This is a genomic window from Shewanella maritima, assembly GCF_004295345.1.
GTDB lineage: Bacteria > Pseudomonadota > Gammaproteobacteria > Enterobacterales > Shewanellaceae > Shewanella > Shewanella maritima.
Genome location: NZ_CP036200.1, coordinates 1296856 through 1311307, shown reverse-complemented (window position 1 = coordinate 1311307; position 14452 = coordinate 1296856). Strand labels below are relative to the sequence as shown.

Below are 14452 nucleotides of genomic sequence, written 5' to 3'. Positions count from 1 at the left end.
ACAATTATGAATAAAGTTCCTATGACAATTGTTGGCGCTGATCAACTACGTAAAGAATTAGATGAGTTGAAGTTTGACCGCCGCCCAAAGATCTCTGAAGCCATTGCTTCAGCACGTGAACTAGGTGACTTAAAAGAGAATGCTGAGTATCACGCAGCACGCGAAGAGCAAGGTATTTGTGAAGCGCGTATTCGTGATATTGAAGGTAAGCTTTCTAACGCGCAGATTATTGATGTGACTAGCATGGAAAACACTGGCCGCGTTATTTTTGGTACTACTGTTACTATCGAGAACATTGATACTGAAGATGAAGTAACTTACCGCATCGTAGGTGATGACGAAGCCGACATTAAGCAAAACCTGATTTCTGTTAACTCACCTATTGCTCGTGGTCTTATCGGTAAAAACGAAGGCGATGAAGTGTCTATCAGCACACCTGGCGGCATGACAGATTTCGAAATCTTAAAAGTTGAGTATATCTAGTCAACCTGAGTTCTGGATAATAAATCGGTTTCTAACGGCTATTTTTGTCTATTTCTGTGTTGAAGCTACTTGCAATAGGCTAGCTATTGACGCGTAGCTTCGCCTTGAACTAAACAAAAACTATCTCGCTAGAAACATAATGGAAGGTATAGCTCAGGCCTAGGTAGTGGTTGGCACTTCCTTATCCAGAGTTCAGGTTAATCAGCAATGTTGTTGATTGATATTAGCTTTACATAATAAAAAACCACTGCCTTGGCAGTGGTTTTTTATTGGTTATCTTCGCGATATGACGAGCGAGATTATTTTGCCCGAGGCAATGCCACTTTCATTTCTTCCGATTGACGGAATAAAACTAAGATATGGCCAATTACCTGAACTTTTACTGATTGAGTTTCACGTACAATGGCGTCCATGATTGCAGCTTTCATTTCTCGGTCAGTAGTGGCAACTTTTACCTTAATCAGCTCATGGTGACTAAGTGCGCTATCAATTTCAGCGAGTACACCTTCAGTCAGTCCATTGGCACCAAGCAGCACAACTGGCTTTAAACTATGCGCCAATCCTCTTAAGTGCTGTTTTTGTTTGGTTGTTAAGTTCATTTCTACCAACTTTTTCTAGGTTACTGTTGAAAAGCCGCTATTCTACCCTTATATACAGCTTATGTAACTTTTATTTTTGTTGCGGATACTTAATGGCAGCTAAAAAACGTAGTGCGAGTTCAACTCGCTGGATGCAAGAACACTTCGATGATCATTATGTGAAACTCTCACAAAAGCGTGGTCTTCGTTCTCGTGCCGCTTTTAAACTGGAAGAAATCCAAGAAAAAGACAACCTGATTAAACAAGGAATGACGGTAGTTGACCTTGGTGCCGCGCCGGGTGGTTGGTCGCAAATTGCGGTAAAACTTGCAGGTGAAAAGGGCAAAGTGATTGCTTGTGACATTTTACCGATGGACCCAATCGTTGGCGTCGATTTCCTACAAGGTGATTTTCGTGAAGACAAGGTGCTTGAAGCCTTGTTGGATCGTGTAGGTGAAGACAAAGTCGATGTGGTACTATCAGACATGGCGCCCAATATGAGTGGTTCAGGCGCGGTCGACCAACCGCGTGCTATGTACTTGGTGGAGCTAGCGTTAGACATGTGTCATCAAGTATTGGCACCTAACGGCTGCTTTGCGGTTAAGGTCTTTCAGGGGGAAGGCTTTGACGAATATATGAAAGCCGTTAAACAAGCATTTAAAGTAGTTAAAACCCGTAAGCCTGAATCTTCTAGAGCCCGCTCTAGAGAAGTTTACCTAGTGGCGACCGGTTACAAGTTATAGTAGTCTAGTGGTAATAATCTCGAGACTTTAATAGAGGTCTAATAATTTGAGTGATATGGCAAAAAATTTAATACTCTGGGTCGTCATCGCCGTGGTGTTGATGTCGGTATTTCAGGGTTACTCCCCTCTTCTACGAACTCGCAGAAGATGGATTATTCCGCGTTTCTAAATAGTGTTGATAATGGTCAGATCGCTTCAGTTGAAGTGAAAAGTGACCAACGCACCATTGAAGGTACTAAGCGTAGTGGTGAAAAATTTGTCACCATTATGCCTATGTACGACCGCGATTTGATTAATGAACTTGATCGTAAAGGCATCGCAATGAAAGGTCAGGAAGCAGAAGAATCTGGCTTCTTGACGCAAATTTTTATTTCTTGGTTCCCAATGTTACTGCTAATTGGTGTATGGATATTCTTCATGCGTCAGATGCAAGGTGGCGGCGGAAAGGGCGCGATGTCCTTTGGTAAGAGTAAAGCCAAGTTAATGAGCGAAGACCAAATCAAAACGACTTTTGTTGACGTAGCTGGTTGTGACGAAGCAAAAGAAGAAGTGAAAGAGCTGGTTGACTATCTTCGTGACCCAACTAAATTCCAAAAGCTTGGCGGCCGAATTCCTACCGGTGTGTTGATGGTGGGACCTCCAGGTACAGGTAAAACGCTACTGGCAAAAGCCATTGCTGGCGAGTCTAAAGTACCGTTTTTCACCATTTCTGGTTCAGACTTTGTAGAAATGTTCGTTGGTGTGGGTGCATCGCGTGTGCGCGACATGTTCGAGCAAGCGAAAAAGTCAGCGCCTTGTATTATCTTCATCGATGAAATTGATGCAGTAGGTCGCCAACGTGGTGCTGGTCTTGGTGGAGGTCACGATGAACGTGAGCAAACACTTAACCAAATGCTAGTTGAGATGGATGGTTTCGAGGGTAACGAAGGTATTATTGTTATCGCTGCGACTAACCGTCCAGATGTATTAGACCAAGCATTATTACGTCCAGGTCGTTTTGACCGCCAGGTGGTTGTAGGCTTGCCTGATGTACGTGGCCGTGAACAAATTCTTAAAGTTCATATGCGCAAAGTGCCTTTATCTGACGATGTTAAGGCTAGTGTGATTGCTCGTGGTACGCCAGGCTTCTCAGGTGCAGACCTTGCCAACCTTGTTAACGAAGCAGCGCTATTCGCTGCTCGTGGCAATCGCCGTATGGTAGGTATGGAAGAGTTTGAGCGTGCTAAAGACAAGATCATGATGGGTGCTGAGCGCCGCTCTATGGTGATGTCTGAAGACGAGAAAGAAATGACAGCATATCACGAAGCGGGCCATGCAATCGTTGGCTGTCTAGTGCCTGAGCACGACCCTGTGCATAAGGTAACGATTATTCCTCGTGGCCGTGCACTTGGTGTGACTTTCTTCTTGCCTGAAGCTGATGCGATTAGTCAAAGCCGTCAAAAGCTAGAATCGCAAATTTCAGTGGCATACGGTGGCCGTATCGCCGAAGAGTTGATTTACGGTAGCGACAAGGTATCAACTGGTGCGTCACAAGATATTAAATACGCGACATCGATTGCTCGTAACATGGTTACCCAGTGGGGCTTCTCTGACAAGTTAGGTCCACTGCTTTATGCTGAGGAAGAAGGTGAAGTATTCCTAGGTCGCAGTATGGGTAAAGCTAAGGCTATGTCGGGTGATACCGCTGCGCTTATCGATAGTGAAGTGAAAACTTTCATTGATAAAAACTATGAACGCGCTAATCAAATGCTAACTGACAATATGGATATTCTTCATGCGATGAAAGAAGCGCTAATGAAGTATGAAACCATTGATTCAGAGCAAATTGATGATCTGATGAACCGTCGTGAGGTGCGCCAACCTGCTGATTGGCAGGCTGATGACTCATCTGATGACAGCAGCAGTGGCAATGCGCCAAAAGCGCAAGAACCTGAAGAGGCAAAAATGGACGCTTCAGCAGATGAAGCTGACGAGTCTCCAGCGAAGTAATTGAGCCGCTTATTGAGAAAACCCCGCGAGGGGTTTTCTTGTTTGTGGGTGTACAAAAAGAATAGTTGTAGTAGGTAAAGTGTGTTTGAACTGACAAGTGCTGACAAAACCTTAGATTTAAGCTCTCCGCAAATTATGGGGATAGCGAATATTACCCCAGACTCCTTTTCTGACGGTGGTCAGTTCGAGTCCTTTAATAAGGCGTGCGACCATGTAGATTACATGGTGGCAGAAGGCGCGGTAATTATTGACGTTGGCGGCGAGTCAACGCGCCCTGGTGCTAAGGCTGTCTCAGTAGAAGAAGAGCTTGAACGGGTGATCCCTATCATTAAGTACACGGCTGAAAAGCATGATGTGTGGATCTCCGTAGATACCAGTAAGCCTCAGGTAATGGAGCAAGCTGTGCAAGCCGGCGCCCACATGATTAATGACGTGAAAGCCTTGCAAGTGCCCGGTGCGCTTGAGGTTGCGGCTAAGCTTCAAGTACCTGTGTGCTTAATGCACATGCAAGGTAGTCCAGAGACAATGCAAGATGCGCCTGCGTATGTCGATGTGGTAGAAGAGGTACTGCATTTTTTTGAGCAGCGTATTGTGGCATGTGAAGCGGCAGGAATTGAACGCTCCAATTTAATACTCGACCCAGGTTTTGGGTTCGGTAAGACATTAGAGCATAACTATCGCTTACTAGCCTGTCTGCCAAGATTCCATGAGTTACACCTACCGTTACTGATCGGTATGTCGCGTAAGAGTATGATTGGTGATTTGCTTGAGCGCCCGGTAGAGCAGCGATTAGCGGGTAGCTTGTCTGCAGCGTTAATTGCCGCCCAGCAAGGCGCGCAAATTTTGCGAGTGCATGATGTTGCTGAAACTAGCGATGTATTGCGCGTTATGTCAGCGACCATGGCAAGTGTTTAGGTTAGCGAAAGCAAGAAAAGAGATAATAAAGTGAAACAAAGACAATTTTTCGGTACAGATGGCATTCGCGGTAAAGTAGGTTCAGGCAAGATGACGCCTGAGTTAGCGTTAAAGCTAGGTTGGGCTGCAGGGCGTGTGCTTTCGCGGAATGGCACCAAAAAAGTGATTATTGGTAAAGACACGCGTATTTCAGGCTATTTATTTGAGTCTGCGCTAGAAGCTGGTCTATCTGCTGCTGGCTTAGACGTATTTTTACTTGGCCCTATGCCAACGCCAGCTGTGGCTTATTTAACCCGCACCTTCCGTGCAGAGGCCGGCATTGTGATTAGCGCATCACACAACCCTTATTACGATAACGGCATCAAGTTCTTTGCTGCCGATGGCAGTAAGCTTGATGACGACATTGAGCTGGCGATTGAAGCTGAGCTTGAAAAACCACTTACCTGCGTTGAGTCACATGAGCTAGGTAAGGCTAAGCGTATTGATGATGCCGCTGGGCGTTACATTGAATACTGTAAAGGTCACTTTCCTAGTCAATATTCGCTTAGCAAGTTAAAAATTGTTGTCGATTGTGCCCATGGTGCGACTTACCACATTGCGCCAAACGTATTTCGCGAGTTGGGTGCAGAAGTCATCACCATTGGTGATAAACCTAACGGCACTAACATCAATGATAAAGTTGGCGCGACGTCAATGGCGCAGATTTGTGCGGCAGTGACTGAGCACAATGCGGATCTTGGTATTGCCTTAGATGGTGATGGTGACCGCATTATGATGGTTAATGCAGAAGGCGAAGTGGTTGATGGTGACCAAATCCTTTACATCATTGCAGATGACGCACAAAAACGCGGAGCACTGCAAGGTGGTGTGGTGGGTACGCTGATGTCAAATCTTGGTCTTGAACTGGCGTTAAAAGCGCAGAACATTCCATTTGCGCGCTCTAAAGTGGGTGACCGCTATGTTATGGAGCTGCTTAAGCAAAACAATTGGCGCATTGGCGGTGAAAACTCTGGCCATATTCTTGACCTAGCCCACGGTACCACGGGTGATGGAATTGTTGCTGGCATTCTTGTGCTCGCAGCTATTTGTAGACAAGGTCTGAGCCTATCTGACTTGATTAAACCGATCGTCATGCTGCCGCAAGTGCTAGTAAATGTACGTTTTGAAGGTGACGCTGATCCGTTGACATCAAGCGAAGTGCAACAAGCACAAGCCGACGTGGAAGCTAAGCTTGGTGAAACTGGTCGCGTATTATTGCGTAAATCAGGTACTGAGCCACTACTGCGCGTCATGGTGGAAGGTGAAGATTACGACCAAGTTTATGCTCACGCTCACGCAATTGCTGATGTTGTTAAAACAGCGTGTTAACATCAATTTGAGCTAGGTTGTCGCGAGCCTAAAAAATAGGCATTTCGACAACTTATCTCAATAATTCCCGCTTTATCTATTGTAACTTATCTAGTGGTTCGCTATTATTCACGCCGCTTTCAGAGGAGACAGTGATGGCACTTAGACGTCCAATGGTCGCAGGCAACTGGAAAATGAATGGCAGCGCACAGCTTGCGCAAGAGCTATTCAAGAAGTTTGCTGCAAAACTCCAAAATGATTCTGCTGAAGTGGTGTTATGCCCGCCAACTATTTATTTAGAAAGCGTGAGGCAACTACTTGAGGATAACAAGCAAACCCTAGATGGTGCGCTTGTTAGAATGGGCGCCCAGAATGTAAGTCAACACGACTTTGGCGCTTATACTGGTGAAATTTCAGGTCAAATGCTTAAAGACTCTGGCTGTCGATATGTGATTATCGGTCACTCAGAACGTCGTCGCATGTATGGCGAAACCAGTAACATCGTAGCTGAAAAATTCGCAGCTGCGCAGAAGCACGGTTTGACTCCAATCCTATGTGTTGGTGAGTCAGGTCCAGCTCGTGAAGCACGACGTACCTTTGAGGTGATCGCTGAAGAGCTAGACGTAGTTATTGAAAAAAACGGTACCATGGCTTTTGATAACGCGATTATCGCTTACGAACCTTTATGGGCAGTAGGTACAGGTAAGAGCGCTACACCAGAGCAGGCACAAGAAGTTCATGCGTTTATTCGCAGCCGCCTCTCTGAAGTGTCTCCATTTATTGGAGAGAACATCAGAATTCTATACGGTGGCAGTGTGACACCGAATAACGCCGCAGATATTTTTGCGCAACCTGATGTTGATGGTGGACTGATAGGCGGTGCTAGCTTAAACTCGTCGGAGTTTTTAAGTTTATGTACCATAGCAATGAGCGCGTAACATGTACGAAGTTCTTATAGTAGTTTATTTATTGGTAGCGATAGGCCTTATCGGTCTAATCCTAATCCAGCAGGGTAAAGGCGCTGATATGGGCGCATCATTCGGAGCTGGTGCTTCAGGCACACTATTTGGCTCTGGTGGTTCAGGTAACTTCCTGACTCGCAGTACCGCTATTTTAGCGATTGGCTTTTTCACTCTTAGCTTGATCATTGGTAACTTGAGTGCCAACCACGCTAAAGACGACAAAGCGTTTGACGATTTAAGCTCTACGGCTGAGCAAGTTGTTGAAGAAGTACCTGCAACAAACCCAGCGTCTGAGTCAGAAATCCCTGACTAAGACCTAGCTTCTATTGAAGCTGAAAGATTTAAATGCGGATGTGGCGGAATTGGTAGACGCGCCATCTTGAGGGGGTGGTGAGCTATGCTCGTGTGGGTTCAAGTCCCACCATCCGCACCACTTTCGATAGACTCGGATAAAAGTGATTTTTAAAGAGTTTGTCATTGCAAGTTAAGACGTAAGTCAATATAATTTGCACCAGTTGACGCGGGATGGAGCAGCTTGGTAGCTCGTCGGGCTCATAACCCGAAGGTCGTCGGTTCAAATCCGGCTCCCGCAACCAGCTCCTGTTGTAGATGAATGCAGTATGTAATCATCTCAACATTACAGGTTCTATAATAAATAGCCTCGTATTTACGAGGTTTTTTTGTTATTGGACTTTATAATTATCCATGTAGTGGATCGTTTTAGGGGCTTTATGCCCTTTTTTCGTTTTTTTGGGGGTCATTTTTGGCAACTTTAGAATCAAAATTGGTTGAAATGCTAACCGGTCCTGTTGAAGCGTTAGGCTTTGACTTATGGGGCATTGAGTATATTCAAGCAGGTAAGCATTCAGTTATCCGAGTTTTCATTGATGCTGAGAATGGCATCAATATTGAAGATTGTGCTGAGGCGAGTCGTCAGGTCAGTGCAATCTTGGATGTTGAAGATCCTATCTCGACCGAATACACCCTTGAAGTGTCATCTCCTGGTGTGGACCGTCCTTTGTTCAGTGCTGAACAATACGCGGCATACATTGGTGAAGATGCCAAGGTACAGTTAACGATGCCAGTTAATGGCAGTCGTAACTTAAAAGGAAAGATAACCGCTGTTGATGGGCAAATGCTTACCTTCACGGTAGATGGAAAAGAGTTAATTGTTGCATTGGATAATATCCGTAAAGGCAACGTTATCGCTAAGTTTTGATGGTTCAGGTGAAGAACGAGGCAAGACCAAATGAATAAAGAGATCCTGTTAGTCGCGGAAGCGGTTTCGAATGAGAAAGCTGTACCGCGTGAGAAAATTTTTGAAGCACTAGAAATTGCACTTGCGACTGCAACCAAGAAAAAATACGAAGGCGATATTGAAGTTCGTGTTTCTATCGACCGTAAGTCTGGTGATTACGAAACTTTCCGTCGTTGGATGGTAGTTGATGACAATGGTGAAGCATTAGAAAACCCATTTGCAGAAATCACACTAGAAGCGGCGCGTTACGAAAATCCAGAAATTCAACCTGGTGAGTACATCGAAGACGAAATTGAATCAGTGGTTTTCGACCGTATTACGACACAAACCGCCAAGCAAGTTATCGTACAAAAAGTACGTGAAGCTGAACGTGCGCAAATTGTTGAGCAGTTTATCGAGCGCGAAGGCGAGATTGTAACTGGTGTGGTGAAAAAGAGCACCCGTGACAGTGTCGTTGTTGACCTAGGTAATAACGCTGACGGCGTACTTTACAAAGAAGACTTAATCAGTCGTGAGTCATTCCGCCCTGGCGACCGTGTACGTGCGTTGCTTTACGCTGTACGTCCAGAAGCTCGTGGTGCCCAGTTGTTCTTAACTCGCAGCAAGCCAGAAATGCTGGTTGAGCTATTCCGTGTGGAAGTACCGGAAATTCTTGATGAAATGATTGAAATCGTTTCAGCAGCTCGTGATCCAGGTGCGCGCGCTAAGATTGCGGTTAAGACCAACGACAAGCGTATTGACCCAGTTGGTGCATGTGTAGGTATGCGCGGTGCGCGTGTTCAAGCTGTATCGAATGAACTAAGCGGCGAGCGTGTGGATATTGTGATGTGGGACGATAACCCAGCACAGTTCGTTATCAACGCGATGGCGCCAGCAGATGTTGCTTCAATCATTGTTGATGAAGACAACAACTCAATGGACATTGCGGTTGAAGCTGACAGCCTAGCGCAAGCCATTGGCCGTAACGGTCAAAACGTACGTTTAGCTACCGAGCTTTCTGGTTGGGAGCTGAACGTAATGACAGTTGAAGAAATGAACGCTAAGCACCAAGCTGAAAGCGCGAAAATTATCGAATTATTCGTTTCTTCACTAGATGTAGATGAAGACTTTGCAACTGTACTGGTTGAAGAAGGCTTCACCTCACTTGAAGAAGTAGCTTATGTACCAGAGGCTGAGCTACTAGAAATTGATGGTTTTGACGAAGGAATTGTTGAAGCTTTACGTGAGCGTGCGAAAGCCGCTATTTCAACTCGCGCACTGGCTTCAGAAGAAGCATTAGATGGTGCACAGCCGAGTGAAGATTTACTTGCTCTTGAAGGACTAGAGCGTCATTTAGCGTTCGTACTAGCAAGTAAAGGCGTAGTAACGCTAGAAGACCTTGCTGAGCAAGGTATTGACGATTTAGTCGACATTGAAGAATTAACAGAAGAAAAAGCTGGTGAGCTAATCATGGCAGCCCGCAACATCTGTTGGTTTGGCGAAGAAGCATAAGTCGATCAACAGGGGGATTTATTGAATGGCAGATACAAGCGTAGAAAAGTTAGCTAGCGAAGTTGGCAAAACTGTTGAAAGACTCATTGAACAGTTTTCAGAAGCTGGCATTAGCAAGAAGAAAGCTGACACTGTGTCAGAAGGCGAAAAGCAGCAGCTTCTTGAGCACCTGAAAAAGCAACATGGTGGTGATAGCGCGCCGACCAAGATGACGTTGCAACGTAAAACCGTATCAACACTGAGTGTTGCCGGTAACGGTGGTCAGTCTAAAGACGTAAAAGTTGAAGTACGTAAAAAGCGTACTTTCGTTAAGCGTGACCCTGCAGAGTTAGCTGCACAAGCTGAAGCTGAAGCGAAGGCAAAAGCAGAAGCCGAGGCCGCTGCAAAAGCGCAGACAGAAGCCGATGCAAAAGCAAAAGCTGAAGCTAAGGCTAAAGCTGACGCTGAAGCAAAAGCTAAAAAAGAAGCTGAAGCTAAAGCAAAAGCTGAAAAAGCAGCTAAGCAAGCAGAAGCGAAAGCACAAGCTAAGCCTGAAGATGATGCTGAATCTGCAGCAGCAAAAGCTGAAGCCGACCGCATTAAAGCAGCGCAAGAAGAAGCGCTTAAGCAAAAGCAGAAGCAAGAAGCTGATGAAGCAGCTGAAAAAGCACGTAAGCTTGCTGAAGAAAACGAAAAGCGTTGGGCTGAAGAAGAGCGCGCGCGCCTGGAAGCTGAAAAGAACAGCGACCACCATATCACTAAGTCTAAAGAAGCTCGTGCTGCTGAAGACAAGTCTGATATGGAAGAAGAAAAGCGCGGTCGTCGTTCTCGTAACAAGAACGCCAACAAGAAACGTGGCGGCAAAGGCGGTCGTGACAACCGCGGTGCACGTAACAACCGCACTGTAGCGCCAGAGTCAATGGCTCACGGCTTTAACAAGCCAGCTGCAGCGGTAACTCGCGACGTACGTATTGGTGAAACGGTAACGGTTTCTGAACTTGCTCACTTGATGGCTGTTAAAGCTACCGAGATCATTAAGCAAATGATGAAAATGGGCTCTATGGTTACCATTAACCAGGTTCTAGACCAAGAAACTGCGCAACTTGTTGCTGAAGAAATGGGCCACAAAGTAGTACTGACTCGTGAAAACGAGCTAGAGCATCAAGTACTTTCAGACCGTGATGGTGATGTTTCAGTTGAGCCACGTGCTCCTGTTGTTACCATCATGGGTCACGTTGACCATGGTAAGACATCGCTACTTGACTACATTCGTGCGGCGAAAGTAGCGTCAGGCGAAGCAGGTGGTATTACCCAGCACATTGGTGCATACCATGTTGAAACCGACAACGGTATGATCACCTTCCTAGATACTCCTGGTCACGCCGCGTTTACCGCAATGCGTGCTCGTGGTGCTAAGGCTACCGATATCGTAATTCTGGTTGTTGCGGCTGATGACGGCGTAATGCCACAAACGATTGAAGCGATTCAACATGCTAAAGCTGGTGATGTACCGCTAATCGTTGCAGTGAACAAGATTGATAAGCCTGAAGCTGATCCTGATCGCGTCAAGTCTGAGCTAGCTCAGCATGGCGTGATGTCAGAAGATTGGGGCGGTAACAACATGTTCGTACACGTATCTGCTAAGCAAGGTACTGGTATTGACGAGCTGCTAGAAGGCATCCTACTTGAAGCTGAAGTACTAGAGCTTAAAGCGGTACGTGAAGGTATGGCTGCAGGTGTGGTTGTAGAGTCTAAACTTGATAAAGGTCGCGGCCCAGTTGCTACAGTACTTGTACAAGAAGGTACTCTGAAGCAAGGTGACATCGTTCTATGTGGTCTAGAGTACGGTAAAGTTCGTGCGATGAAAGACGAGAACGGTAAAGCAATTAAAGAAGCTGGCCCATCTATTCCAGTTGAGATCTTAGGTCTATCTGGTGTGCCTTCAGCGGGTGACGAAGCAACAGTTGTACGTGATGAGCGTAAAGCACGTGAAGTAGCACTTTACCGTCAAGGTAAATTCCGTGACGTTAAGCTAGCTCGCCAGCAGAAGTCTAAACTAGAAAACATGTTTGCCAACATGACTGAAGGCGAAGTTCAAGAGCTGAACATCGTACTTAAGGCAGACGTACAAGGTTCGCTTGAAGCGATTTCTGACTCTCTGAACAAACTGTCTACTGATGAAGTTAAAGTTAACATCATCGCTAGCGGTGTAGGTGGTCTAACTGAAACTGATGCAACACTAGCAGCAGCTTCTAACGCTATCATGGTTGGCTTTAACGTACGTGCTGATGCACAGGCGCGTAAGACAATCGAAGCAGAAAGCGTTGACCTACGTTACTACAGCGTAATCTACGACCTAATTGACGAAGTGAAATCAGCGATGGGCGGTATGCTTTCTCCTGAATTCAAACAAGAAATCATTGGTCTTGCTGAAGTACGTGACGTGTTCAAGTCTCCTAAGATTGGCGCAATTGCTGGTTGTATGGTGACTGAGGGTGTGGTTAAGCGCAGCGCGCCAATCCGTGTACTACGTGACAACGTGGTTATCTATGAAGGTGAGCTAGAGTCTCTACGCCGCTTCAAAGATGACGCAAACGAAGTTCGTAACGGCATGGAATGTGGTATCGGTGTTAAGAACTACAACGACGTACGTGTTGGCGACCAAATTGAGGTCTTCGAAACCGTCGAAGTGGCTAGAACACTTTAAGATATCTAAGGGCGGCATTAGCCGCCTTTTTTGATTAAACAAGATTTTAAGGGGCAACATTATGGCAAATGAATTTAGCCGAACTCGTCGTATCGCCCAGCAATTACAGCAAGAATTAGCGCTAGTATTGCAAAGAGATATTAAAGACCCTCGTGTAGGTTTCGTGACTGTAAACGACGTTGAAGTGTCACGTGACTTAAGCTACGCCAAAGTATTTGTGACCTTCTTTGAAGAAGACCAAGAGTTAGTCAAAGAGAAAATCGAAGCGCTGACAGCCGCTGCTCCATATGCGCGTACGCTAGTAGCTGGTCGTTTAAAGCTGCGCGTTATGCCTGAGCTGCGTTTTGTTTATGATTCATCACTGGTTGAAGGCATGAAGATGTCTAACTTTGTTAGCCAGGTGATCAGTAAAGATAAACAAAAACAAATCGACAGTGGCCGCGCAGATGAAGTAGACAACGACGAAGGCAAGGAGCAAGACTAATGGCTCGTCGTCAAAAAGGTCGCTTTATTAACGGTATTGTGCTGCTAGATAAAGATACTGGCATGAGCTCGAATCATGCTCTGCAACGCGTTAAGCGTTTCTTTAATGCCAACAAAGCAGGGCATACCGGTGCGCTAGACCCATTAGCAACGGGTATGTTGCCTGTGTGTCTTGGTGAAGCGACTAAGTTTTCGCAGCATTTACTCGACTCTGATAAGCGTTATACGGTTATCGCCAAGTTAGGTCAGCGTACCGACACTAGCGATTCAGATGGCGAAGTTGTACAAGAGCGTGAAGTCAATTTCACTGATGAGCAGCTGCAAACTGCACTCGAGCATTTTCGCGGCGATACCATGCAAGTGCCATCAATGTTTTCAGCGCTTAAGTATCAAGGCCAGCCGTTATACAAGTATGCTCGTGAAGGGATTGAAGTGCCGCGTGAGGCGCGTCCAATTACCGTTTTTGAGCTTAACTTTTTAGGCTTAGAAGGTGATGAGCTCACCTTAGATATTCACTGCTCTAAGGGTACTTATATTCGCACCATTATTGATGATTTGGGCGAGATGCTAGGCTGTGGCGCGCACGTGATTATGCTGCGCCGTACTCAGGTCGCAACTTATCCTTATGATCGCATGGTAAGTTTAGCTCAGCTAGAAAAGCTCGTTGATCAAGCTAAAGAGCAGGGGGTCGAGCCGAGTGATTTACTCGACCCGCTTTTACTGCCAATGGATACCGCTGTAAGCCATTTTGCAGAGGTTAATCTACCTCAAGCTATGCTTGAATATGTTATGCGTGGACAAGCGATTCAGGCTCCTGGATTACAGCCTGATGAACTCGTTAGGATCACCATAGGTGATGCTAAACAGTTTGTGGGTATTGGCAGCATGAATAATGATGGTTTGCTCGCTCCTAAGCGCCTCGTTGTGCTTCGCGATTAGTTCATAGTTTTTGAGTTCTTAGCATATTCCATCTAGCGATTAACTCGTTCGTTATCGAATACATTCTTGGCCAAATGCCTAAGCGCAAGCTGAGTATCGTAGGTTAAATCGAGTTTTTATTGCGCTAGTCTAGCTTTCTCGTTAGAATAGCGCGCCCTCTTCGGCTGAGTTAGTGATCGGCTGGGGTTAACTTAAGAAATTTTTTTGGAGATTTTCATGTCACTAAGTAATGAACAAAAAGCAAAAATCGTTGCTGAATTTGGTCGTGGTGAGAACGATACTGGTTCAACTGAAGTACAAGTTGCTTTATTAACCGCTCAAATCAACCACCTTCAAGGTCACTTCAAAGAGCACATCCATGATCACCACTCTCGTCGTGGTCTTCTACGTATGGTTAGCTCACGCCGTAAGCTTCTTGCTTACCTTAAGCGTACTGAAGTAGCTCGCTACACTGCTTTAATCCAAAAGCTAGGTTTACGTCGTTAATTCGACTTCTTGGTTGTGACGACAACCGAGAGACCGTAAAAAAGGAGGCTAACGCCTCCTTTTTTATTGCTCTATTCTCACTCGTTTTAGGA

At 45.7% G+C, this 14452-nt stretch carries 13 protein-coding genes, 2 tRNA genes and 1 pseudogene; 15 read left to right on the top strand and 1 reads right to left on the bottom strand.

Going from position 1 to position 14452, the window contains the following annotated elements; genetic code table 11:
• Positions 1-6 precede the first annotated feature (6 nt).
• Positions 7-483, top strand: a complete 477-nt coding sequence (gene greA, locus EXU30_RS05515; protein ID WP_130598190.1) for a transcription elongation factor GreA — start codon at positions 7-9, stop codon at positions 481-483.
• A gap of 299 nt (positions 484-782) precedes the next feature.
• Here greA and yhbY read toward each other — a convergent pair whose 3' ends face one another.
• Positions 783-1082 (bottom strand): ribosome assembly RNA-binding protein YhbY, encoded by a 300-nt coding sequence (gene yhbY, locus EXU30_RS05510; RefSeq protein ID WP_130598189.1) that lies wholly within the window; start codon positions 1080-1082, stop codon positions 783-785.
• 92 nt (positions 1083-1174) lie between these two features.
• On the opposite strand from yhbY, the gene rlmE reads away from it, so the two are divergent.
• From rlmE to rpsO, 14 genes and pseudogenes are all read left to right on the top strand, one after another.
• On the top strand, positions 1175-1804 hold the full coding sequence (rlmE, locus tag EXU30_RS05505; RefSeq protein WP_130598188.1) for a 23S rRNA (uridine(2552)-2'-O)-methyltransferase RlmE: 630 nt from the start codon (positions 1175-1177) through the stop codon (positions 1802-1804).
• Between the two features lie 46 nt (positions 1805-1850).
• Positions 1851-3793, top strand: a pseudogene (gene ftsH, locus EXU30_RS05500) (ATP-dependent zinc metalloprotease FtsH).
• 81 nt (positions 3794-3874) lie between these two features.
• A complete protein-coding gene (gene folP / locus EXU30_RS05495) occupies positions 3875-4708 on the top strand; it encodes a dihydropteroate synthase (RefSeq protein WP_130598187.1) in 834 nt (277 codons plus the stop codon).
• A gap of 30 nt (positions 4709-4738) precedes the next feature.
• The gene (gene glmM, locus EXU30_RS05490) at positions 4739-6076 is read left to right on the top strand and encodes a phosphoglucosamine mutase (protein WP_130598186.1); all 1338 of its coding nucleotides are present in this window, start codon (positions 4739-4741) and stop codon (positions 6074-6076) included.
• Between the two features lie 134 nt (positions 6077-6210).
• Positions 6211-6993: a triose-phosphate isomerase gene (gene tpiA / locus EXU30_RS05485; protein WP_130598185.1), complete on the top strand. Its 783-nt coding sequence runs from the start codon at positions 6211-6213 to the stop codon at positions 6991-6993.
• Between the two features lies 1 nt (position 6994).
• Complete coding sequence (gene secG / locus EXU30_RS05480; RefSeq protein WP_130598184.1) at positions 6995-7330, top strand: preprotein translocase subunit SecG; 336 nt, start codon at positions 6995-6997, stop codon at positions 7328-7330.
• A gap of 34 nt (positions 7331-7364) precedes the next feature.
• A tRNA-Leu gene (locus tag EXU30_RS05475) sits at positions 7365-7450 on the top strand.
• A gap of 86 nt (positions 7451-7536) precedes the next feature.
• Positions 7537-7613, top strand: a tRNA-Met gene (locus EXU30_RS05470).
• 167 nt (positions 7614-7780) lie between these two features.
• The gene (rimP, locus tag EXU30_RS05465) at positions 7781-8236 is read left to right on the top strand and encodes a ribosome maturation factor RimP (RefSeq protein WP_130598183.1); all 456 of its coding nucleotides are present in this window, start codon (positions 7781-7783) and stop codon (positions 8234-8236) included.
• A gap of 30 nt (positions 8237-8266) precedes the next feature.
• Positions 8267-9766 carry a transcription termination factor NusA gene (nusA, locus tag EXU30_RS05460; RefSeq protein ID WP_130598182.1) on the top strand — a complete coding sequence of 500 codons (1500 nt, stop codon included), beginning with the start codon at positions 8267-8269 and terminating at the stop codon, positions 9764-9766.
• 25 nt (positions 9767-9791) lie between these two features.
• Entirely contained in the window at positions 9792-12452 is a 2661-nt protein-coding gene (gene infB, locus EXU30_RS05455; RefSeq protein WP_130598181.1) for a translation initiation factor IF-2, read from the top strand.
• A gap of 61 nt (positions 12453-12513) precedes the next feature.
• Positions 12514-12936, top strand: coding sequence for a 30S ribosome-binding factor RbfA (gene rbfA / locus EXU30_RS05450; RefSeq protein ID WP_130598180.1), 423 nt, complete (start codon positions 12514-12516; stop codon positions 12934-12936).
• Positions 12936-13874: a tRNA pseudouridine(55) synthase TruB gene (gene truB / locus EXU30_RS05445; protein WP_130598179.1), complete on the top strand. Its 939-nt coding sequence runs from the start codon at positions 12936-12938 to the stop codon at positions 13872-13874. The genes rbfA and truB overlap by 1 nt, the downstream gene beginning before the upstream one ends.
• Before the next feature lie 216 nt (positions 13875-14090).
• On the top strand, positions 14091-14360 hold the full coding sequence (gene rpsO / locus EXU30_RS05440; RefSeq protein WP_130598178.1) for a 30S ribosomal protein S15: 270 nt from the start codon (positions 14091-14093) through the stop codon (positions 14358-14360).
• The last annotated feature ends 92 nt before the right edge of the window (positions 14361-14452 follow it).